Below are 22,793 nucleotides of genomic sequence, written 5' to 3' on the forward strand. Positions count from 1 at the left end.
TAAGCAGAGATAGTATCTATAAACAATATACCACAACAATTGCTTAAAGTAAACACTCAAAAAGATTCCCCTACTTATATATTCATCATTTCTTTGCTATTTTTCTTCTATTATTTATAAAAAAGTGAATTTTATTTAATTGACATGTGATTCTAGTTAAAACTAAAAAAAGACTGTAACAAAATCATTATTTCATTACAGCCATCGTATAACTCTTTATTTTATAACTTTGAATTCATTTGAACTTATCTTTTCAATATGACTATTAAAGAATTCCTCCATGACTTGAATCATGTAATAAGTATCTTTAATACCTGCAGTCTCATATGAAGAATGCATTGCTAGTTGTGGTAAACCAATATCAACACTATTCATTGAAACTTGTGCCATAGCAATATTTCCTAACGTGCTTCCCCCTAATACATCAGAACGATTTGAGAAGAATTGAACTGGAACATTTGCTTTTTCACATAACCCTTTAAATATTGCAATACTCACTGCATCACTTGTGTATTTTTGTCCAGCATGTGATTTAATCACAACACCTTCATTCATATATACACAATTTTGCACATCAGTTTTTTCAGGATGATTTGGATGAACCGCATGAGCATTATCAGCACTCAGCATAAAACTTGATGCCAGTGCACGATAGAAATCTTCATCTGTTTTTCCTAATGATTTATTCAAACGATAAAGTGTGTCATATAGGAATGTAGATCCTGCTCCTTGTTTTGTTCCAGAACCAACTTCTTCATTATCAAAACACGCTATAACATTAATGGATTTTTCATTATTTCCTTTTAAAAATCCTTGTAAAGATGTATATGCACATTGTAAGTCATCTAATTGTGGTGATGAAATAAACTCTTCATGAGCACCCCAAACAGAAGGCTGCATTCGATTATATAAATATAAATCACTTCCATAAATATCTTCAACCTTGACATTTAAATACTCAGCAATTAATTTCTTGAAATCACCTGCTTTTGTTTCACTGCCACCAAACAAAGGAAGCATATCAACTTGCTTATTGTATGTCACTCCATCATTTGCATTGCGATTCATATGAATTGCAACATTGGGAATTAAAACCAAATCTCTATCAATATTTATCAATTGACTCTTATAACAATCTTGATCACGTACCAAAACTCGTCCAGCTATAGATAATGGTCTATCTAACCATGTTGAACAAAGCATACCACCATAACCTTCAGTATTTAACTGTGTATATTTTCCTCTCACTTCTATTTCAGCATTTTCTTTCATTTTAAATGTTGGTGAATCACTATGAGAAGCAGCTACATTAAAACTATAACAATCTAAATCCTCACCTAAATGAAATGCCATCATACTAGATTGATTTCTTGTTATAAAATAGCGCCCCCCTGGTACAATAGACCAGCTCTCATTTTCTAATAATTCCTGATATCCATTGGCTTTTAATATTTGACTCATTTGTTCAATTGCATGAAATGCAGTTGGACTCTTTTTGATAAATGATACCAGTTCTTCAGATATTTCTTTATACATTCATTTCTACCTCCATATATATCTGTCATTATATCATATCTTATGTACCTTTGCGAAAAATATCAATCACTTTCTCATCCACTCACAAAAGTTAATTGCTTTTTTATATCATGATGTGTAGAATAGAACCATTGAAAGGATGATATAATGAAATCTCAAAAACAATTATTACCATATATACTCACCTTTATAATGGTTTGTCTAATGGTTGGAGTCTCTCAATGGTTAAATGAACCTGAAATCATTTTTCCAGAAATTACAGCTTTAACAATAGGTTCGTGGTTAGCACCCAAACAAGTCTGGAAAACTTCACCAATAAAACTTATTTTATTAATTCTGATTTATGCAATTCTTGGAGTACTCATGGTCAGATATATAGATATTTTTCTTGAACTGAAAATTATTGTTGCTTTTACTATATGCTCAGTTGGTCTGCTTATATCAAAAACAACATTTGCACCACTCATCTCAGCATGTATTCTCCCCATTCTCATGGGCACTGAGTCATGGATTTATCCTATTGCTGCAACATTTATGACAATAATTATTGTTATTGTTCAAAAATTTTTACAAGATTATGAGTATTCCCATATCTATCAATACCAACCTGTTGAGTTTGATTATCACCATGAATTATGGTTGTTTTTAAAAAGACTTCTTGTTGTTATTGGTCTTGCTGTTGTCGCTACACGTCTAGAAATCCGTTTATTAATTGCTCCTCCCCTTATTGTTGCCTTTTTTGAGCTCAGTGGAAATCATAAAAAATTACGTAGTCAAGCCCCTCGTCTCTATGGCTTAACAATATTTATCGCATTTATCAGTGCTTATGCAAGATACTTTTTCACACTCCAATATCAAATTCCTTTAATAATAACAGTTGCCCTTATAACTCTTATTTTACTTTTAATCATATATTCATTGAAAATCTTCTTTCCGCCTATAGGTGCAATTGCCATTTTACCAATGATTTTATCTCCTGATTTATTAATCATTTATCCATTCCTTATTGCTATGGGATTTGCATTACTTATTCTCTTTGCTTTTTTAATATCTAAAGAAAACAGTTCTATATATGAAAAGACATAGTTTTTATAGACTATGTCTTTTGTGTTTATTGGAGGTGCTTATAGTTTTATTCTGCTTTAACAATTGTTAAAATCATTGTTTTTCGATCAAACTTGTATTCTTTTTCAGCAAGCGGGACAAGTAAACTTGAATCCCATTGATCTGTTTCAAATTCGACCTCATCGGGTATTGCAGTATAATGAATGTTATATTTTCCTGCAGGAAGAGTAGCTAAAGTTGCAGCATCATCTTTCCCTTTACATCTTAATGAGCATTCAGTTCTTCCACCATGTGATTGAAACATATATTCATCATCAATAGAGAAATCAACATGATATCCTTCAGTTACTGAAATATTCTTGAGTAGATCTGGTATCTCACCTTCTACCATCGTTATATTTTGCAATCCAGTCATATGTGGGGCAGTTTCATAATAAGCTTTTGCAGCAGCCTTTTGACTAGCATTCTGTCCATAATATACGTAATCAATATCAAATTCTGTTCCTGCCAATCCAGTTCCTACGTCACCTGGCCAATTTCCACCCATTGCAAGATTCATTTGAATATATTGTGGTCTATTCAAAGCCTTTTGTGCAATTGGTAAATGACTATAATCTACAGACTGAACAATTTCATCATCAACATACCATTCAATCTTATTAGGTGACCAGTCTATTCCAAAAACATGATATTCATTATTAAAATTTTCACCAATTGTATATGCTGTTCCAGCTAATTTTGTTTCTGTAACACGATTATTATCAGTATGAGCAGTTTGATAAACGGTACGATTTCCATAACTATTATCACCTGCTTGTCCTATCAGTTCCATAATATCAATCTCACCACATCTTGCCCAACCATAACCTTGTTGAGAGTTAATATCACCATCTAAAACAAAATCAGAACCTAATGTCCAAAATGCTGGAAATACTCCCTGTCCTTTTGGTAATTTTGCTTTCATTTCAATTCTTCCATAAAGAAATTCTTTTTTTCCATGAGTTCTAACACTCCCTGAATTATAAATAACTTTACGGTTACCTCTTGGATTTATGTATTGATCTTCCACAGGTCTATCAGTTGCCTTTAAAACCAATTTCCCATTTTCTAAATAAACATTTTCCTTATCATTCACATAATGTTCTTGTTCAACACCACGGACACAGCCTAACTCATACCCCCACTGTGTTGTATCAAGCTCATGACCATTAAAATCATCAGCCCAGACAATATCATACTGTTGGGCAGCTGAAGGATTCTTTTCAACCAAAGACACATCATCTACATAGACCTGTCCTCGATAAATCGCATCACTCGTATTGTCTGTCCATTTCATAGCACATATTGCTATTTCTGAATAATTTCCAGTATTAAAGATTAACTCAATATCCTGATATTGCCATGCCTGTTCTGGTGTACATGTCACCACAACTTCAGCATTGTTAATCAGTGTTGAGACATCAGGGGTTTTCACATTGAAAAAAGCAGAAGCTTCAGATGATGCTAATAATATTTTTGCTTTGGCTACATATTCAGTATTTGGTTTGACCTGAATAACTTGATAGACACAGGCATTATTTGTATTGGCTGGTAATAATCCACACCATAATCCTGTAGCAGCACATTCTGGATAATCAGTAAAAGTCCCTTGTCCTGTTGTTTTCCAATGCTGTCGACCATTTTCAAATGAACTATCAATAATGAGATTTTGGTTTTTATCACGATTCAATTCAATTAAATCATACTCTGTATCAACACTTTGCGCATGAGCTGTTGTTGCTAAACCTATTCCCAAACTACAAACTAAAGCACCAACAAGACATGTTTTCAATACTTTTTGTTTTCCCATAATATTTATCCTTTCTTTTTTCTATTTATGAAACCGTTGAAATTGCACCTCCAAAATGTTAACGCTTTCACAAAAATATTATATATATCATTCATAACAACATTCAATCTCAACGCCAAAATATCTCTCATTATTCAACAAAACCATCAATACAACGTGTCGAATAAGCATAGAAAAAATCAAAAAAAGAACTATTATCGTTCTCTTTGTCGAATATCATCGATTTTTTAATATATTCATTGCTTCTTCTTGAGATAAGAAATATAGATCTCTCATTCCTAAATGATCTTCAGAAGAAACCAAATCATGAAACTGTAAATCTTCTAAAATATAAAATGCTTTTTCTTGACTATAGTGAAAATGATCAACCAATAAAGATGTTGAAGCATATCCCTCATCCAATAATAAATCAATAATATGCTGATAAGGATGTTCCTTCATCTTTTCATGATTTTTATGAAAAAAAGAACGAGTATTGGCTTTATGTTTCAACGAATTCAAATATTGACCATCCCATAACTCAACTTGATTGGTATGAGCCAAAGCAATAGCTTGGGCAGTAAAACGATGATTTGTTACAACAACAGCACAGTCACATTCATAATATTGACATCCTGAATAAGCTTGTTGAACAGCTGCAACACCAACAGGCTTTGCATATTTTTTACATTGAATAGCATAACTTTCTCCTTGATATTTACCCAAAATATCAACACCATAATCACCACTTCTTTTTGTTAATTCAAGTGATTTAAAACCATTGCGTTTGAGGATTTCTTTCACATACTCTTCAAATTCCTCACCACTCATTCTTTCATCAAAATCAGGAATCCAGCCAAAAATCCAACCAAACAGCATTTTAAGTATCCATTTTATAAAACATAAAATATATTTGATAAGTAAAAAAGGAATTTTAAGTATAAAAATAATACACTTTTTCATAACAATCCCTCCAATCTTACTTATTATATCATAATATCATATTTACAAAAGTCAAAGTCATGATAAAATAGAGAAAGTAAAGGAGAACGATTATGCTTATAACTGCTTCACATATAACGAAATATAATAATTTAAAATGTATTGTTGATGATGTTTCTTTCACTATCAATGAGCAAGATAAGATTGCTTTAATTGGTGTCAATGGCACAGGGAAATCTACGCTTCTTAAAATGATTTCTGATAGAGAGAATTATCAAGGTGATATCTTAAAAAAGAAAGATATTCAAATCAGTTATCTTTCACAAAATCCTCATTTTCAAGATGATTATTCTGTTTTAAAACAAGTCTATGAATATGTTGGTCATGATATTCCAGATTATGAAGTCAAAGCGATTCTCAATAAATTTGGTATTACAAATTATGAACAGCGTATAAAAGAATTATCTGGTGGTCAACAAAAAAGGGTTGCTCTTGCAATTACATTATTAAAACCATGTGATTTATTATTATTAGATGAACCAACTAATCATTTAGACAATGAAATGATTGAGTATTTAGAAAGATATTTAATAAAATTTAATAAAGCAATTTTTATGGTGACACATGATCGTTATTTCTTAGAAAGAATTACAAATAAGATATTTGAACTCGATCGTACAAAAATCTATGAATATGAAGCCAATTACTCACATTTCTTAGAACTCAAAGCCCAAAGAGAAGAAATTGCTTTATCAACGCAAAGAAAAAGAAAACTCTTTTTAAAGAAAGAATTAGAATGGGTTCGTGCTGGTGTCCAAGCACGTTCTACAAAAAGTAAAGATCGTTTGCAAAGATTTGAAGAATTAAATAATCAAAAGGATATAGAGAAAATTCAAAATGTTGAGATGCTAAGTGTCTCATCTCGACTAGGGAAAAAAACAATTGAATTAGAAGATGTTTCCATGTCTTATGATCATCTCTTATTTGAACCATTCTCTTATCACTTTAAAAGAAATGATCGGGTTGGTATATTAGGGAAAAATGGTTGTGGAAAATCTACGCTTCTCAATATCATTGCAGGTATTATTAAACCAACATATGGACAAGTTATTATTGGTGATACAATTAAGATTGGATATTTCAAGCAAGGTCATGGTGATATGGATCCATCTATGCGTGTCATTGATTATATCAAAGAGACAGCTAATGTTTTAAAGACAAGTGATGGTCAATTAAGTGCCAAACAAATGTGTGAAAAATTTCTTTTTGAATCTGACATGCAATATACACCCATAGAAAGATTATCGGGTGGTGAAAAGCGTCGTTTATATTTATTAAAGATCTTAATGAGTGCTCCAAATGTTTTACTCTTAGATGAACCAACGAATGATTTAGATATTATGACATTACAGATATTAGAAGATTATTTAGATCATTTTAATGGTATTATATTAACTGTTTCACATGATCGCTACTTTTTAGATCGTATTTGTGATGAGCTCTTTGTCTTTAAAGATCAAAAGATAACTTATCATATAGGAGGCTATAGTGAATATATCGACTTAGAAAGTTCTTCCAAAAAAACCAAAGTCACAACTTCTCAAGCTCCTAGGGAAAGAAAAAAGAAAATTAAACTTTCTTATAAAGAAAAACAGGAATTAGATACACTTGAACAACTTGTCCCTCAGTTAGAACAGCAAATCAAAGATATTGATAAAAAAATGGATGGAGTAATCGAATTTGATATCATCCAAGCTATGCTCAAAGAACGTGATAGTCTCTCACTTCAGCTTGAAGAATCTGAAATGAGATGGATGGAACTTCTAGAAAAACAAGAACAGAATGAAAAATAACATGATCATACATGTTATTTTTTAATAATATTCAATTTACCAGGTTCAACAGTGCCCATTCTTGTATGAAAATCAACCTCTTTAAGAAATTGAAAACCACATTTTTCATTAACTCTTCTTGACTTATTATTCTTATTGTAATATCCACATAAGAGATAATCATAATGAAGTTGCTTAAAACAGTATTGAATCACACATTGAACAGCTTCTGGCATAAGTCCTGCTCCCCAATAATCCTTGTTTAAAACATAACCGATTTCTCGTCCATATAATGATTGATACTCTGGATCATCTTTTAAACGATCTACCTCTATGCCAAGACTTCCAATCACTTTATGATTATCCTTATATTCTATCGCAAATGTCTTTTTTTCCTTCATAAACATAGTTAAAATCTTACGAGATTCATCTATAGATTCATGTGCTTTCCAACCAGCCATTTCACCAACACCAGATTGAGAAGCATATTCATAAAAATCATCTAAATCATTCATTGTCCAAGGACGTAATATCAATCTTTCTGTTTCTAAAATAACATCTGTAACATCTATATGTGCATTCATTTTATTTTTCTTCCTTTTTCAAATCTTCAACATTTATTTTTATAACGGTCTTTTCATCAAGCTTAATATCTTTGACTGCATCATCAGCAGTTGCAAATAATGGTATATCAACTTTTGATGTATCAACATCCTGATTTTCTAATTTTACTTTTAAAGCCATCTTTATTCACCTCTTTCATCAAATATATGATTTAATAACGTAACTGATGCCATAGCATCTTCACTATAATAATCTGCCCCTATTTCATCAGCAATTTCTTGAGTTAAAACTGCTCCACCAACCCAAATTGGACATTGACAATTGACCTTATGTAAAGCCTCAATTGTCTTTTTCATATTCACAACTGTTGTTGTCATCAAAGCACTAAGCCCAATCATTTTAGGTTGATACTTGTGATACGCCTCAACAACCTTTTCAACTTTCACATCTTTTCCTAAATCAATGACTTGATACCCATAACTTTCTAAAACAACTTTCACAATATTCTTACCAATATCATGAATATCACCTTCCACAGTACACATCATAATCGGACCTTTTGACTGGCTATCTACACGAAATGTTGATTTCACAACCTCAAAGGCTTTTTTTGTCGTTTCAGCAGACTGAATTAACTGAGGCAAGAAAATTTTATTCGTTTCATAATCTTTTCCAACACGATTTAAGGCTGGAATAATGACATTATTAATCACATCCATGGCTTCTCTTTCTTGTAAGAGTTCTTTTGTTTTTGCCTGAACCTCATCTTTTAATCCATGAATAATCATATCTTCTAAAGTGAATGAAGATGTGGTTAAAGGAGCAAGTGTTGTCACTTGTGATTGTTTTGAAATGTAACGTGATGAATCTTTATCGAAATGATACAAAACATTATAAGCATCAATTGTTCCCATTAATTCTTGATCTAATGGATTAATAATTGGTAAATCTAAGCCTGATTGCATAGCTAATGCTAAAAAGGTTCTATTTAATAATGGTCTATTTGGTAATCCAAAAGAAACGTTAGAAACGCCTAAAACTGTATGCACACCAAGTTCTTCTTTGACTAAAGTTAAAGCTTTTAATGTCTCTTGAACTTCTTTTTGTTGAGCTGAAGCTGTTAATGTTAAACAATCAATAATGATATCTTCTTTAGCAATGCCATATTCACTGGCTTTGTCAATGATCTTTTTTGCAATAGCTAAGCGTTCGTGTGCATATAATGGAATTCCATCTTCTAATGTCAAACCAATCACTACACCACCATATTTTTTAACAATTGGGAAAATCGCTTCCATCACTTCATCTTTTCCATTCACTGAATTGATTAATGGTTTTCCATTATAATAACGACAAGCCTTCTCAATGGCTTCTGGAGATGAGGAATCTATCTGTAATGGTAGATTAATAACTTCTTGTAAAAGCTTCATCACTTTCACCATTGTTGCTGGTTCATCTATTCCAGGTAATCCAACGTTCACATCTAAAACATCTGCTCCCGCTTGTTGTTGTTTGATTCCTTCAACAACACACTCATCATAACGCTCTTCTTTTAAAGCCGCTTTTAATTTTTTCTTTCCAGTTGGATTTAATCTTTCACCACAAACAACAACTTGTCCTTCAAATGTCACTGTTTGATTTTGACTAGAAACACGAGTCAAACGTTTGACATCTCTTGAAGTGACATTTTGTGGTGCTCTTTTTTTCAGTTCCGCAATAAAATCTGGTGTTGTCCCACAACATCCACCAACAATACTGACACCCCTTTGCATATAATCGATCATGGCTAAGGCATATTCATCACTTGTCACCTCATAACAAGTTTGACCATTATGTAAACATGGTAGTCCAGCATTAGGCTGAATCATGACAGGAATTGAAGAAACTTCTAGTATTTCATCAATAATAGGCTTTAATTCATTTGGGCCTAGTGAACAATTCACTCCTAATGCATCAACCCCTAAACCTTCCACAACATTCACAAATGTTAAGGGATCAGTTCCAGTTAAGGTACGCTTATTTTGTTCAAAGGTCATAGTCACAAAGACTGGTAAATCACTGTTTTCTTTCACAGCAAGTATTGCTGCCTTGACTTCATATAAATCAGTCATTGTCTCTAATAACACAACATCAACTTGATCTTTGACTATTAAAATTTGTGATGCAATCATTTCATATGCTTCATCAAATGTCAGTGTTCCAAGTGGCTCTAAGAGTTGACCAATAGGTCCAATATCTAAAGCAATATAAGCATTGGGATTCACTTTGTCTCTAGCTATCCTTGCATTCTTCACTGCTGCCTTTAATAAATCACAATAACAATAACCACTATCAGCCATCTTCAAAGGATTACATCCAAAAGTATTGGTTGTTATGAAATTGGCACCAGATTGTAAATAACGAGAATGAATATCTATTATAATCTCTGGATGTTCTATATTATAAACTTCAGGAATTTCACCAGCTTTGAGACCAGCCTCCTGAAGTTGAGTCCCCATAGCCCCATCAAAGATCAATAAATCTTTTCCTAATCTTTCACGTAACATCTTTGACCTCCCTTTCTTAATTCACAACTTTCTTTTCTTACACAAGACATACAAGATTTTTGTTGTGATTTTCCTATTCCAATGATTCCAAGCATTGACTTCATTGGGATAAATAAACCACTCTGACTCAATGTCACACCAATCTTTTTATGAACATTTAAAACTCTTGATAAAGTTTTATTTAATACTAAGGGCAAATCACCATAACCTGGTGCAAAGCGAAAAGTATGCTCACCAAGATTTAATATTTTTTCATATTCATCACAGCATTCTTCTAAATAACGACTGCTCACAGCATCAAAAACAATGGCTCTTGCCATATCAATATGTTCATAATATTTAATTTGACGATCTATTTGGATTCCTAATGTACAAGCAATGACAAGACATGTTTGACATTCTTTCATATAGAATTCTAAATCATTTGAACAAAATGATAAATCTAATTCTTGAATACCAATAGGTCCATGAGTTAATGAAAAATTCTGATGAACGACTTTAAAATGTGCATACTGCTGAACTTCTACTATACATTCATCAATAAGCTGATTTGTTTTTTCATCAACTTGACCAAAACAATTGAGATACTGCAAGATTGCTTTTTTATTCATGATTTAATTCTTTAAGGACCGTTGGAATATTGCGAAAGATGGCTTGCGCAATTTCTGGTCTGTTCATTGTATAAATATGAATGCCATCAACACCATTGGTAATTAAATCAATGATCTGATGTGTCGCATAATTGATGCCAATCTCTTTCATTGCTGATGGATAATTATAGTAAGATTCAATCATTGTAGACAACTGATAAGGAATTGAACAACCACACATTTTAGCAGTATGCAATAAAGATTTAGAATTTGTAATTGGCATAATTCCAGCCAAAATAGGAACAGTAATCCCTCTTTTTCTCGCTTCTTTCACCAATCTATAATAATAGTTATTATCAAAGAATATTTGTGTAATTAAATATTCAGCTCCGGCTTCAACCTTTTCTTTCAATGCCTTTAAATCATCTTCAAAACATGCAGCATCAGTATGAACTTCAGGATAACAAGCTCCTGACAAACAAAAATCATGAGGAAACTCATTTGTAATTAAAGTATTTAAATCTTTTGCATAATGAAATTCAAGTTTTTCTTTATCAAAAGAATCATCACGAGGATAATCACCTCTTAAAGATAATATATTTTCAATATTGTTATCTTTCAATTGTTGGCACATTGCCAAGACTTCCTCTTTTGTAGAAGAGATACAAGTTAAATGTGCAACAGATTCAATATGATAATCATTTTTAATCTTAGAAGCTATTTCTACAGTTTTTCCCTTTGTAGAACCTCCTGCCCCATATGTCACACTGATAAAATCTGGATTCAATTTTGCCAGTTCATCAATTGTTCTATAAATTGATGAAATATCCCCTTCTTTATTCTTTGGAGGAAAAACCTCAAAAGAAATTGTTGCTTTATTTTTCAAAATTTCCGAAATTTTCCATTTTGCTATATTTTAAAGCAAATAAAGAGAATAGTCAAAACTATTCTCTGATATTTTTATTTTCTAATCCATCTTTTCTTAATATTGAATAAATTGGCAGTAATGATAAAACAATCAAACTCAAGATAAACAAAAGAGATGGGAGAAGTTGTAACCAAAAATGTGTAGGTGTAAAATAGATATTATTCAATCCATAATTTAAATAAATATCAGCGAAATGATAATAGACTGCACAAACAAAACCAATCAAAGCAATCATACCTGATTTATAAACATATATTCTCCAAATTTCAAATTTTCTCATACCTAATAATTGATATGTTCCAATTGTCTCTCGCTGTTTCAATATTTCATAAGATAACTGATAAATATATATGATTCCAGTTCCCAACATGATACTGATTTCTATAAATGGAATATTTTGTGTATTTTCTTCAATATTCATATTCATATTCAATTGAGCGGTATAAAGACTGTCAACCCAGCTGTATTTACACTCAGAATTCTGTTGAACATATGCAACTAAACCTTTTGTTTTCTGATGAATATCATGAAAATATATTTTGACTTGCTGATAATGTTCTATATCTCCATAATTTTGAAAATCTTTTGCTGACATAATCATATAAGGTTTATCATCCGGTATCTGTGAAACAATCTGATAACTTTCTCCTGACATCACAATCTTTCCATTACCATTTATGTTCTCCAATTCCGTATCAAAATTTATTTCTTTAAATCTTTCACTGACGATAACCTCTCCTGGCAAAATATCCTCTTGAATCTGAAATTCAGCCTTTACATCTTCATCATAACAATAAATTTCTCCAAAATATCTTGCATCATTTTCATAATCTATAACATGAAAATATCGCATATCTTGAGCATAAGGCTTGTAAGCATCTAAATCTTTGGTTGTAATAAAAGTGACATCTTCTCTTGACGGAGCATAAGTTAAACTGATTTCCTCTTGTGTATGTGATTGATTAAGACTCTCCTTTTGACTTAACAAATTCAAAATTGAGATACGATCACCAATAATTTTCATCATCATTAATGAAGCAATAAATATTAAAAATATTTTCACAATCATTTGTTTCTTATGACTAACCAATTGACGCCATCCTAAATATAATGGTCGCATCCTGTGTAATTTTTTATAACGATAATAGAAATACTGGAACTCACTGCCTTGAAAAGAACCTGTTAAAGCACGATAGCATGCACTTCTCGCTGGCATAAAATAACTGATGAGAGTCATCAAGCATATAATCACAATAACGCCTAAAAAGTGTGAAAAGCGCAATTGAATGGGGACAACAGTCTCTATAATATAACTAAATACAAAGATCAACAAAGATGACACAGTCCAGGCAATCACTAATGAGCTCACAATAAATAAAAGAGATTGTATAAAAACAATAAAATATAGCTGACGCTTTGTCGCTCCTATTCCTCTTAAAAGAGCGTAATCATCTTTTCGATTTTCAAAAGCTGCAATTGTCATACCAAACAAAATCGTACAGCCAATGATAAAAAGAACAAACTGTAACATAACAACCAACACATTCAATGAAGCCATATCAATATATGCATTTTTATCTATTGTATTGACCAATCCATATTTTTCAGCATTATCCAATTTGTCTCCATCCTTCACATCTATATAAACTTGATAATTTTGATTTGAAGGAGGTTCCCCTATAACAATAGCTGTATCACCTGTTTGCTCTAGAAGTCCAACAATTTCCCATTCTCCAACCTGATTCTTTTCATCACCAATATAAGGAATTTGAACAATCTGATGCAACGTTTTGTCATAGCCAAAGCTTTCTAAAACAGTTTCTTGAATGGCAATCTCATGGTCATTGATAGGCATACGTCCTGATTTTAATTCAATCGCCATAATAGATTTATTACCATATATATAATCTATTGATCCATCAGTTACAACATAACCTTTATTCTGTATGCAACTGTAAAGTACATCTGCATCTTTAAGTTTTTGGACTTTACCATTAATACTTATTTTCATTTGATTTAGCTTTTCTAAAGATTCTAAATGATAAGAATAATAATCATATGTACCATGCTGAATGCGAAAATCTGCAATACTTTGATTGGCAAAGAGAGGTATAAAAGCAGTCATTAGTGTACAAATCAATGCAATAATAGTTAAAGTTATCAAGGCTATCAATGTATCTTTACGATGTGTTTTTAAATCTTCCAATGTAAAACGAAATAAAATATTATTTTTCATTTGTATCACTCACAATCTCGCCATCACTAATCGTAATTATACGCTCTGCTTGTGATGCAATCATTTCATCATGAGTCACCAGTATGAGAGTTTGTTTATATCGTCTTTGTGATAACTTTAAAAGAGTCACAACTTCTTGAGAACTCTTAGCATCTAGATTACCAGTAGGCTCATCAGCTAAAATAATTGCTGGCTTCATAGCTAACGCTCTTGCTATAGCAACTCTTTGTTGTTGACCACCAGAAAGTTCCCTTACAAATGCTGTCTCCTTTTCCTTTAAATCCAAGAACTCTAAAAGTTCATCAATATATTCTTTATCTTCCTTCAAATGATCTAGATGAATAGGAAGAACAATATTCTCAAGAACATTCAAACTAGAAATAAGATTATAAAATTGAAAAACAAAACCCATCCTTCTTCGACGATAACGTGATAATTGATCATCACTCATATCATAAAGAGAATTTCCTTCTAATAGGACAGTCCCTTGCTGTGGTTTGGTAAGTCCACCCATGACGTGTAGTAGAGTTGATTTGCCGCTCCCACTCTTACCAATAATAGCTACAAAACTGCCTTCATCAATTGTCAGATGAATATGATTGATTGCATTCACTTTATTTTCATCATAACCATAACTTTTCCTTACATCTTTCAGTTCTAAAAGTATCATATATCTCCCTCCTCACTTATAAGTATACAGATGTATTCTTACTCGTTCGTGACTGTATATTTGCTTTTTGTACTTTTATGTGGAAGTGTTATCAAAAATAATGCACCATGATGATTTATCGCATCAATGGTTCCATGATGAGCATCAATAACCCCCTTTGTAATAGATAAACCAATCCCAATACTCTTGTTGTTTTTTTGATATTGTTGATGAGAAAAGCGCTCAAAAATATATGGGAGTTCTTCTTCTACAAAACCTTTTCCATAATCCTGAATAGAAATTTGAAGATATGTATGATGATTTTGACAAGTGATTTCAACAGAGGAATGTTGTTTTTGTTCTATACAATTTTTAATGATATTTTCAAATGCTTCACTCATCCATTGGAAATCACAGTATATAATTTCATTTTGATGTAATTGAATATGAACATCATTTTCTTCTAACAAAGGTTGAAGATTTCTTTCAACTTCATGAACAATTTCATCAATTGTAAACTCCTGAAAATGATATATGATACTATGTGATTCTATTTGAGCCAAATGAAGCAATGATTCAATAAAATATTGAATCTTCTGAGTTTGGAAGATTAATTGTTCAATTAAACGATGTTCTTCACCATGAGTCATTTCAAGCAAAATATCTTCTTTTAAAAGCATTGCTGTTAATGGCGTTTTGATTTGATGAGAAATATCTTCAATATAATCCTTTAAATCTTCCTGTTCTTGTGAAAGTTTCTCCAACATTGATTTCATGCGAATATCAAGCATATGCAAATGATTTGATAAAACTGCAATATAACTTTCGCCATCTATCACTGGAATATTTTGGTTTGACTGATCAATAATTGTCTCACACATCTCTATCAAGGTTAAAAGTGATTTTTTTAAATGATTAATATAAACAGTATGTGTTATCAAACCTAAAAATGAAAATACAATAATAGCTAAGTAAAAATATAGACTCTGTAAATACCAGCCTAATAAACTTATGACAATGCATAGAAAAAAGAAAAGAAAAGCACTTAATGAATAAAGCGTTTGACTTTTTCTTAAATGTTTTTCCATCTATAACCAATCCCCCTCACTGTTTCAATATATTCCTGCTGCTGATATTGTCCAAGCTTTTCCCTTAATCTTTTCATATGTACAGAAACAGTATTATCTTCAATATAATTCCCAGTTTTTTCTTCAATGAATTCTATCATTCTCTCACGAGTAATCACCATTCCTTGATTTTGAACAATTAAAAATAAAATCTCATATCCTATAGCACTTAAAACAATTTCCTGATTATTTTTCATAACACGATATTTTCTTATATCAATACTTAAATCATTTGTCTGAATAATATCATGATTGTGTTCAATTCTTCTCATAATGCAATTCAACCTCGCAAGTAATTCATTTGCTCGAAACGGTTTTGTAATATAATCATCGCCACCAGCATTTAATGCTTCAACAATCGTTTGTTCATCATCTTTTGCTGTTAAAAAAAGAATTGGTATTTGTGATTGTTGTCTCATCTGTTGACATAAAGTAATCCCATTTCCATCTGGTAACTGAATATCTATAATCATAACATCTATATGACTCTTATCTAACAACAATGCTTCCTTCATATGATATGCCTGTTGAACTTGATATCCTTTCATGCATAATAACTCTTTTAATGTTTCTTGAATTGCTATATCATCTTCTACAATTAAAATCATTTTATCAACCCCATTCTTATTTATTGTATCATAAATTAAAAGACAAAGAAAAAAGCTTTTATAAAGCTTATTGATTCTTTCTTGATAAACATTGAAAAAGAATCTATTTAAGATTCTTTTTCATACATATACAAATATTATCACCTTTAAATACTCCATAATTTTCTACAAGATCATAACCACATTTTTGATACATTAAGATATTATCTTGCATATCTTTACCTGTTTCTAATTCCGCTATGACAAAACCTTCAGAAACAGCCTTCTTTTCTAATCTATTAAGAATCTTTGTTGCAATTCCCTGCCTGCGATATCTTTCATTAACATACATTCTTTTGATTTCAACAGTTTGATGATCTATAACTTTATAACATCCACATCCAACAGGTTTCTTATTATCATAACAAATGAGTGCATATGCCATTTGAGAAAGATTATGAAGTTCTTGATATCCCTCTGCAATTTGTTGACCCCATTTTCCCACAAAAAAAGCATCCAATTCCTTCACCAATTGAAGAAGGTCAGAATGATTTGTTGGAACCTCACGTATTTCCATAAACAATCACCTCTTGGATGCATTATAACATTTTAAAGACTATAAACCCATAGATTTCTAATCTGACTATAAAGTTCTTGAAAAGTATAACCTTTCTGACTTTTTATAGGACTATTGGGGTCATTGACATAAATAAGTCCATCTTTATACTCTCTTAAAACTATAAAATGTCCTTCACTTGTAAAAATACCTTTCCTTACACTACAAATAATTGGTTGTCCCTGTTTCAAAGCCTCTGCAATTGCATTTTCATCTAATGATAATTCTTGAACTTTCACACCAAAGTGACTAGCACCTTCATTCATCAAAGCCCAAGTAGTTCCAGCTTGAGAATAATAACCTTTTTGATAAGCATATTGAGCTATGTAATAAGGATTATATTGTGGATTTTGTTTTAAATAACTCACAACCATTGATAAACATGTTGGCCCACATCCATTAATCCCCATCATCTCATCACCATACATTTTATAACCCCATCTTTTATCCCATTGGAGTAATAATGGGATTTCTCGATCTTTCAAATCATTTTCAAGACTCATAGAAAGATTCTTTTGATGCTCTTGAGGATATGCAGAAACAAAAGGAATTGTTTCTTTATTGTGCATGGCTAATTTTAAAAGTGATGTTGGATAATCATCTTGGTTTTTTATAATATCCTGCCATTCCTGAGATTGATCATATTGAGCATCAACTTGAATGTGTTCATTAAGAACAAAATGATCAATAACTAATATGAGAATTGGTATCACAATAACGGCTATAAAAACAATAATCTTTTTTCTCATTATGATTCCTCCTCAATCAAAAGTATAGAGGAAAGAATGAGAGAATTGTTTAAAATAATCTTAAGATTTTCTTAAAGTGCCTTGGTATGTGGAATAAAAACTTCAAACGTTGTCACATGATCATAACTTTTAGCCTTAATAATTCCCTGATGCTGTTCAACAATTAATTTTGCAATAGAAAGTCCTAAACCTGAACCTCCTGTACTTGAAGAGCGGGCAGTATCCAAACGATAAAACTGCTCAAAAATAACATTAAGTTTATCTTTTGGAATTGTTTGCCCTATATTTCGAAATAAGATATGCGTATAAACATTATCTTCTGTTGCTTCAATAGTTATAGTTGTTTTCTCATCCCCATAATAAAAAGCATTCTTTAAAATATTATTAAAGACCCTTGCAATCTTTTGAGAGTCAGCATAAATTATCATATCTTCTGGAACTTGTATAACAATCTCCTGTTGTTTTTGACTCATAATAGGATAAAACTCCTCTTTCATTTGTTCCAATAAATAACTTAAGGATACTTCTTCCTTATGTAAAGGACTATAAGATTGATTCAATTTTGCTATATCAAAGAATTCATTAATTAGTTTTTCTAGACGATAAGCTTTCTCTAAAGTCATATGCGTATATTTATGACGTAATTCTTCTGGTAAATCTTCTGTTTCTTCTAATAAACATAAATATCCAATAACAGATGCTAGTGGCGTTTTGATATCATGGGCAAGATAAGCAATCATATCAACCTTATGTTGTGCTTCCTTAATAGCCTTCTTCTCATTTTCAATACTTTCTCTTTTTAACTCATTAAAATCATCTTCAAGTTCTTGTAAGGATTCATCCAACACAATTCTTTGATCATCTTTTTGAAACAAGATTTTCATCTGTGAAAAAACATGAGAAATCTTTTGAATAGAATAAACCTCAACAATTAAAGAATTCAATAACAAAACAACTAAAATTGTAATAAATACAAAAGCTGTTTGATTTCGTAATATAAATGATGCAAAATCCCAACCAAAAACATCTTGAATAAAATTAATAACTGCACCATTATAGAAATTATCTACAAAAAAATAAAACAATAACATAATAACAATAGATATCAAGGCAATCATGAAATGCTTTTTTAAAATTTCAGTTTGAAATCTTCTTGTATAATCTTTACCCAATTTTATAACCTACTCCCCATACAGTTTGAATATATTTAGGATTTTCTGCTGAATCATCCATCTTTTCTCTTAAATGACGAATATGTACCATAATAGAACTGCTAGAATTTGTATAATACTTTTCACCCCAAAGTTCCTGAAAAATCTGATCAACAGTTACAACTTTGCCTTTATGTTTACATAGTAACCAAAGAATTGAAAATTCTGTTGGTGTTAAAGAAAGTGTTTGATTATTTAAAATACATTGGTGATTATCTTGATCAATTGTTAAAGCACCAATTGTCACCATATTCTTTTCTTCTTTTGGAGTCATCGTTTTATAACGACGTAACTGTGCTTTTACACGTGCCATTAATTCCAAAGGACGAAATGGTTTTGTCACATAATCATCTGCCCCAATTGTTAAACCCGTAATCTTGTCAATCTCAGTTTCTTTAGCAGTCAGCATAATAATTGGAAAATTATAATTTTCTCTTATTGTCTGACAGATTTCTAATCCACTAATATCCGGTAACATAATATCTAAAATAGCCAAATCGATATCTTGTACATCAACACATTGCAATGCCTCATTTCCAGTATAGAACTTATAAACTTCAAAACCATCATTTTTTAAATATAATTCAACTAAATCAGCAATCTCTTTTTCATCGTCAACAACTAATACTTTCATGTATTCACCCCATTTTTCTACATTATACTACATTATTTATGTGAATTCTTTAAGAAACTCTTAAGAAAAAAAGGATTTGTTACATCAAATCCTTAAAAATAATATCTATAACTTCAGCAAAGCCATCATCTTCACAATCTGCAACAATCTGATAAGCTAAATTTTGAATTTCTAAATCGGCATTAGCAGGTGCAAAAGCATAAGGAAAATGTTGAAACATCGTTAAATCATTCATACCATCTCCTATGACAACAATTTCATCTTTTGATAAATTTTTAAGCTTAGCAACTTTTTCAAGAATAAGTCCTTTTTGAGCATTTTGATCTGTCACTTCAACATTATCAGAAAAAGATGATAAATATGAAATCATTGGGACAAATTGAAGTTTTTCTTTAGCAGGAGCAATTTCACTTGCATCCAATGAAAAGGCCTCAACTTTAATAATTTCAAAATCTTGTTTTAAAAAGTCATCAACATTTCCAATTGCCTGCAAAAAGTTACAAGTTGAATTTTCAAACTTACCACCCTTGTCATATTCACCATAAGGTTGATGAAAAAAATTGACGCATCTTTGAACAAATAAATCTCGCACTCTTTGTGGCTCTGTCGCATAAAAACCTTTTGTTGTAAAAACCATATAAGGGATTGATGCATCGTCAAATATTTTGACAACATCTTTATAAATTGTTTTCTGCATATAACATTCCATCAAGATATTGCCTTTTACATCCACATACTGTGCACCATTACCTAAGATAGCCTCACACTCAATTCCTAATTCATGAATAATTTGATAGACACCATTATAATCTCTACCTGATGCTATAGCAAACTCTATATTATGCTCAGATAATCTCTGTATTGCATTTCTATTAGGGATGCTGACCCCCTTTGATTTTCCAAGTAATGTTCCATCCATATCACTAACAACTAATTTAATCATTGTCTACCTCCTATTTTTATTAGCATATCATAATTTTTTAATCTCTTTAAAAATTTACTTAAATTGAAATTTTATTTTTTAGCACTCTTATATTGACAGTGCTAAAAATAGTGATATAATATAAGTGTAGTTAGGGAAGGTCCCTAATGAGGTAGTTAATTTCATTTTCAGTTATACTGAAATCTAATTGTTAAAGAAATAAAAAAAGAAAGAGGCGATGTTTTATGAAATTCCTACCTGCATTTAATGATATGTTTGATGATTTATTCCATGATCCATTTGATTATTCTTCAGTTGACAGTATGCGTACAGATATTGTTGAAAAGGATGATCAATATATGTTGAATATGGAACTTCCTGGTTATAAAAAGGAAGATATTCAACTTGAATTAAAAGATGGATATTTAATGATTAATGCAACAAAGAACTATAATAATGAAGAAAAAGATAATGATGGTCATGTCATTAGACGTGAACGTTATAGTGGAAGTTGCAGTCGTAATTTCTATGTTGGTGACAAGATTAAAGAAGAAGATATTCAAGCTTCATTTGATAATGGAGAATTGAAAATTGCTCTTCCAAAAGATACAACTCCACAAATTGAAGATAAAAAATTTATTCCTATTCAATAGGAGAAAAGGTCAGTTGACTTTGAAGTCAACTGGCTTTTTCATATATTTTTTTCTTGTTAGCTTCGTCATAATAAAATGAACCACCATTATTTATATATCCAAACAATGGGGTTCATTTCACAAAAATAGTTTTATTTTTGTCAAAAATATGAATAGAAGTTCAATTAATCAATTTTTTCAGATTGTTTATTTTGATATTTTTCATAAGCGATTAAGAATGGTGCATAAATGACAACACAAACGACAATAGCTATGAGTTGTGAGATAGCTCCCATGATATTTCCACCAGTTGCTAAAAATCCCATTAATAATGGTGGCATTGTCCAAGGAACTTCTAGAACAACTTTTGGACAGAATCCAACAACAGTTAAGAAATAACCAATTGTTAAAGATAGACATGGGGCTAAAATAAAGGGTATTCCTAAAATAGGATTTAAGACAATTGGCATACCAAATGTCACTGTTTCATTAATATTGAATAAACCTGGAACAACTGATAATGTCGCAATAGCACGATTATCTTCACGTTTACCAAAAATAAATATAGCAATAACAAGAGATAATGTTAATCCTGAGCCACCCCATTTTCCAAACATCTCTAACATTGTTAAATTGAGAATATTTGGAATATCTTGTTGCCCACTATATGTGGCAGAAGTATAAGCAGCAGTATTAGCATATAACAATGATCTAAAGATAGATTGATTAATCGCTTCTACCATGTTATTGCCATGAATACCAACTAACCAAAATAATGAAATAATTACAAATAACAACAAAACAGCAAGTAAATTATTCCCAATAATATTTCCAAGTGGATCCTGTACTAACTGAAAGATAACATCATTGACATAATGACCAGAAACACTTTGAATGATAAATCCTAAAGTTCCTACAATTGTGACTGTTAAAAATGCTGGTATTAAGATTTCAAAAGATTTAGCAACACCTGGTGGGACTTGATCCGGCATCTTAATTTTCAATGCATCCATTTTTCTTAAAAATCCAAAGATTTCTAATGCAATAATCCCAACAATTAAGGCCGTAAATAGACCAGTGGCGCCAGTATAACGAGATGAAATTCCACCAAAATCAGCAACAGTTGCCCCTTTTGGTAAAAAGTCTGAAACAACCTTTGTTGTTGAGTCTGCAAGCGTAACTGTTTGTCCAGCCATTCCATAAGTATTTGGAGTGACAACCATCCATGAAACAAATCCTAAAACGGCACTAAAGATTCCTGATTCTCCATTCATTTCACCAATTTCTTGTGCAACAAGAATAACAATACCAATTGAAATACAAGAGATTGTTGCAAATTGAATAGCAGAGAAAATAGCATTCAATGGTTCCAACACCATAATTCCTGAAATTAATCCCCCTAAACCTTGAGGTGCTCCATTTACAACTCTGTCATTAATAAGTACATTTGTCCACAAAACACCAATGGCTCCAGCAATAGTTGCTGGCATAAAATTTTGAAACGCATTTTTGATAGCAGACAAATATTTATTCTGTCCACACCATGCTCCAACACGTCCTAGCTTATCAGCAAAAGCATCCATATTCTTTCCTCCCTCT

Annotated in this window: 21 protein-coding genes; 3 read left to right on the top strand and 18 right to left on the bottom strand. The window is 31.3% G+C overall.

Annotated elements, in window-relative coordinates; genetic code table 11:
* Positions 1-216: 216 nt before the first annotated feature.
* A complete protein-coding gene (locus AC5M21_RS06825; RefSeq protein WP_008788419.1) occupies positions 217-1,536 on the bottom strand; it encodes a M18 family aminopeptidase in 1,320 nt (439 codons plus the stop codon).
* A gap of 147 nt (positions 1,537-1,683) precedes the next feature.
* Between AC5M21_RS06825 and AC5M21_RS06830 the strand changes: the two genes are divergently transcribed.
* Positions 1,684-2,622 (top strand): hypothetical protein, encoded by a 939-nt coding sequence (locus AC5M21_RS06830; protein WP_008788418.1) that lies wholly within the window; start codon positions 1,684-1,686, stop codon positions 2,620-2,622.
* A gap of 46 nt (positions 2,623-2,668) precedes the next feature.
* Here AC5M21_RS06830 and AC5M21_RS06835 read toward each other — a convergent pair whose 3' ends face one another.
* Together AC5M21_RS06835 and AC5M21_RS06840 are read right to left on the bottom strand one after the other, a co-directional pair.
* Positions 2,669-4,450 (bottom strand): glycoside hydrolase family 16 protein, encoded by a 1,782-nt coding sequence (locus AC5M21_RS06835; protein ID WP_008788417.1) that lies wholly within the window; start codon positions 4,448-4,450, stop codon positions 2,669-2,671.
* Between the two features lie 216 nt (positions 4,451-4,666).
* Positions 4,667-5,392: a restriction endonuclease gene (locus tag AC5M21_RS06840; RefSeq protein ID WP_008788416.1), complete on the bottom strand. Its 726-nt coding sequence runs from the start codon at positions 5,390-5,392 to the stop codon at positions 4,667-4,669.
* A 92-nt stretch (positions 5,393-5,484) separates the two neighbouring features.
* Here AC5M21_RS06840 and AC5M21_RS06845 point away from each other — a divergent pair, with 92 nt between their 5' ends.
* Positions 5,485-7,224, top strand: a complete 1,740-nt coding sequence (locus AC5M21_RS06845; RefSeq protein WP_008788415.1) for an ABC-F family ATP-binding cassette domain-containing protein — start codon at positions 5,485-5,487, stop codon at positions 7,222-7,224.
* 14 nt (positions 7,225-7,238) lie between these two features.
* Here the strand turns inward: AC5M21_RS06845 and AC5M21_RS06850 are convergent, their stop codons facing one another.
* The 14 genes from AC5M21_RS06850 to AC5M21_RS06915 form a co-directional block, all read right to left on the bottom strand.
* The gene (locus tag AC5M21_RS06850; protein ID WP_008788414.1) at positions 7,239-7,787 is read right to left on the bottom strand and encodes a GNAT family N-acetyltransferase; all 549 of its coding nucleotides are present in this window, start codon (positions 7,785-7,787) and stop codon (positions 7,239-7,241) included.
* A gap of 1 nt (position 7,788) precedes the next feature.
* Positions 7,789-7,947, bottom strand: coding sequence for a hypothetical protein (locus AC5M21_RS06855; protein ID WP_008788413.1), 159 nt, complete (start codon positions 7,945-7,947; stop codon positions 7,789-7,791).
* Positions 7,948-7,949: 2 nt separating this feature from the next.
* Positions 7,950-10,313 carry a homocysteine S-methyltransferase family protein gene (locus AC5M21_RS06860; RefSeq protein WP_008788412.1) on the bottom strand — a complete coding sequence of 788 codons (2,364 nt, stop codon included), beginning with the start codon at positions 10,311-10,313 and terminating at the stop codon, positions 7,950-7,952.
* Positions 10,295-10,924, bottom strand: a complete 630-nt coding sequence (locus AC5M21_RS06865; protein WP_008788411.1) for a vitamin B12 dependent-methionine synthase activation domain-containing protein — start codon at positions 10,922-10,924, stop codon at positions 10,295-10,297. The genes AC5M21_RS06860 and AC5M21_RS06865 overlap by 19 nt, the downstream gene beginning before the upstream one ends.
* A complete protein-coding gene (gene metF, locus AC5M21_RS06870; protein ID WP_008788410.1) occupies positions 10,917-11,789 on the bottom strand; it encodes a methylenetetrahydrofolate reductase [NAD(P)H] in 873 nt (290 codons plus the stop codon). The genes AC5M21_RS06865 and metF overlap by 8 nt, the downstream gene beginning before the upstream one ends.
* A 58-nt stretch (positions 11,790-11,847) precedes the next feature.
* The gene (locus tag AC5M21_RS06875; RefSeq protein WP_008788409.1) at positions 11,848-14,067 is read right to left on the bottom strand and encodes an ABC transporter permease; all 2,220 of its coding nucleotides are present in this window, start codon (positions 14,065-14,067) and stop codon (positions 11,848-11,850) included.
* Positions 14,057-14,737 (bottom strand): ABC transporter ATP-binding protein, encoded by a 681-nt coding sequence (locus AC5M21_RS06880; RefSeq protein ID WP_008788408.1) that lies wholly within the window; start codon positions 14,735-14,737, stop codon positions 14,057-14,059. The genes AC5M21_RS06875 and AC5M21_RS06880 overlap by 11 nt, the downstream gene beginning before the upstream one ends.
* A 38-nt stretch (positions 14,738-14,775) precedes the next feature.
* Complete coding sequence (locus AC5M21_RS06885) at positions 14,776-15,804, bottom strand: sensor histidine kinase (protein ID WP_008788407.1); 1,029 nt, start codon at positions 15,802-15,804, stop codon at positions 14,776-14,778.
* Positions 15,789-16,451 carry a response regulator transcription factor gene (locus AC5M21_RS06890; protein WP_008788406.1) on the bottom strand — a complete coding sequence of 221 codons (663 nt, stop codon included), beginning with the start codon at positions 16,449-16,451 and terminating at the stop codon, positions 15,789-15,791. Before AC5M21_RS06890 ends, AC5M21_RS06885 begins: the two co-directional genes overlap by 16 nt.
* Positions 16,452-16,554: 103 nt before the next feature.
* A complete protein-coding gene (locus AC5M21_RS06895; RefSeq protein ID WP_008788405.1) occupies positions 16,555-17,007 on the bottom strand; it encodes a GNAT family N-acetyltransferase in 453 nt (150 codons plus the stop codon).
* Positions 17,008-17,039: 32 nt separating this feature from the next.
* Positions 17,040-17,795 (bottom strand): C39 family peptidase, encoded by a 756-nt coding sequence (locus tag AC5M21_RS06900; protein WP_008788404.1) that lies wholly within the window; start codon positions 17,793-17,795, stop codon positions 17,040-17,042.
* 71 nt (positions 17,796-17,866) lie between these two features.
* Positions 17,867-18,967, bottom strand: a complete 1,101-nt coding sequence (locus AC5M21_RS06905) for a sensor histidine kinase (protein WP_008788403.1) — start codon at positions 18,965-18,967, stop codon at positions 17,867-17,869.
* On the bottom strand, positions 18,960-19,640 hold the full coding sequence (vanR, locus tag AC5M21_RS06910) for a VanR-ABDEGLN family response regulator transcription factor (RefSeq protein ID WP_008788402.1): 681 nt from the start codon (positions 19,638-19,640) through the stop codon (positions 18,960-18,962). Before vanR ends, AC5M21_RS06905 begins: the two co-directional genes overlap by 8 nt.
* 79 nt (positions 19,641-19,719) lie before the next feature.
* Entirely contained in the window at positions 19,720-20,583 is an 864-nt protein-coding gene (locus tag AC5M21_RS06915; RefSeq protein ID WP_008788401.1) for a Cof-type HAD-IIB family hydrolase, read from the bottom strand.
* Between the two features lie 224 nt (positions 20,584-20,807).
* Between AC5M21_RS06915 and AC5M21_RS06920 the strand changes: the two genes are divergently transcribed.
* Entirely contained in the window at positions 20,808-21,215 is a 408-nt protein-coding gene (locus AC5M21_RS06920; RefSeq protein ID WP_008788400.1) for an Hsp20/alpha crystallin family protein, read from the top strand.
* Between the two features lie 164 nt (positions 21,216-21,379).
* Here AC5M21_RS06920 and AC5M21_RS06925 read toward each other — a convergent pair whose 3' ends face one another.
* Complete coding sequence (locus tag AC5M21_RS06925) at positions 21,380-22,777, bottom strand: PTS sugar transporter subunit IIC (RefSeq protein ID WP_008788399.1); 1,398 nt, start codon at positions 22,775-22,777, stop codon at positions 21,380-21,382.
* Positions 22,778-22,793 lie beyond the last annotated feature (16 nt).

The sequence above is a fragment of the Coprobacillus sp. genome (assembly GCF_984815275.1).

Bases quoted from the DNA above. Each gene is read 5' to 3' on its own strand.
- AC5M21_RS06890 (WP_008788406.1), bottom strand. From the start codon at position 16,451: ATGATTTTAATTGTAGAAGATGATATAGCAATTCAAGAAACATTAAAA.
- AC5M21_RS06840 (WP_008788416.1), bottom strand. From the start codon at position 5,392: ATGAAAAAGTGTATTATTTTTATACTTAAAATTCCTTTTTTACTTATC.
- AC5M21_RS06900 (WP_008788404.1), bottom strand. From the start codon at position 17,795: ATGAGAAAAAAGATTATTGTTTTTATAGCCGTTATTGTGATACCAATT.
- AC5M21_RS06920 (WP_008788400.1), top strand. From the start codon at position 20,808: ATGAAATTCCTACCTGCATTTAATGATATGTTTGATGATTTATTCCAT.
- AC5M21_RS06830 (WP_008788418.1), top strand. From the start codon at position 1,684: ATGAAATCTCAAAAACAATTATTACCATATATACTCACCTTTATAATG.
- AC5M21_RS06850 (WP_008788414.1), bottom strand. From the start codon at position 7,787: ATGAATGCACATATAGATGTTACAGATGTTATTTTAGAAACAGAAAGA.
- AC5M21_RS06865 (WP_008788411.1), bottom strand. From the start codon at position 10,924: ATGAATAAAAAAGCAATCTTGCAGTATCTCAATTGTTTTGGTCAAGTT.
- AC5M21_RS06875 (WP_008788409.1), bottom strand. From the start codon at position 14,067: ATGAAAAATAATATTTTATTTCGTTTTACATTGGAAGATTTAAAAACA.
- AC5M21_RS06860 (WP_008788412.1), bottom strand. From the start codon at position 10,313: ATGTTACGTGAAAGATTAGGAAAAGATTTATTGATCTTTGATGGGGCT.
- AC5M21_RS06845 (WP_008788415.1), top strand. From the start codon at position 5,485: ATGCTTATAACTGCTTCACATATAACGAAATATAATAATTTAAAATGT.
- AC5M21_RS06880 (WP_008788408.1), bottom strand. From the start codon at position 14,737: ATGATACTTTTAGAACTGAAAGATGTAAGGAAAAGTTATGGTTATGAT.
- AC5M21_RS06885 (WP_008788407.1), bottom strand. From the start codon at position 15,804: ATGGAAAAACATTTAAGAAAAAGTCAAACGCTTTATTCATTAAGTGCT.
- AC5M21_RS06925 (WP_008788399.1), bottom strand. From the start codon at position 22,777: ATGGATGCTTTTGCTGATAAGCTAGGACGTGTTGGAGCATGGTGTGGA.
- AC5M21_RS06835 (WP_008788417.1), bottom strand. From the start codon at position 4,450: ATGGGAAAACAAAAAGTATTGAAAACATGTCTTGTTGGTGCTTTAGTT.
- AC5M21_RS06915 (WP_008788401.1), bottom strand. From the start codon at position 20,583: ATGATTAAATTAGTTGTTAGTGATATGGATGGAACATTACTTGGAAAA.
- AC5M21_RS06895 (WP_008788405.1), bottom strand. From the start codon at position 17,007: ATGGAAATACGTGAGGTTCCAACAAATCATTCTGACCTTCTTCAATTG.
- AC5M21_RS06825 (WP_008788419.1), bottom strand. From the start codon at position 1,536: ATGTATAAAGAAATATCTGAAGAACTGGTATCATTTATCAAAAAGAGT.
- vanR (WP_008788402.1), bottom strand. From the start codon at position 19,640: ATGAAAGTATTAGTTGTTGACGATGAAAAAGAGATTGCTGATTTAGTT.
- AC5M21_RS06855 (WP_008788413.1), bottom strand. From the start codon at position 7,947: ATGGCTTTAAAAGTAAAATTAGAAAATCAGGATGTTGATACATCAAAA.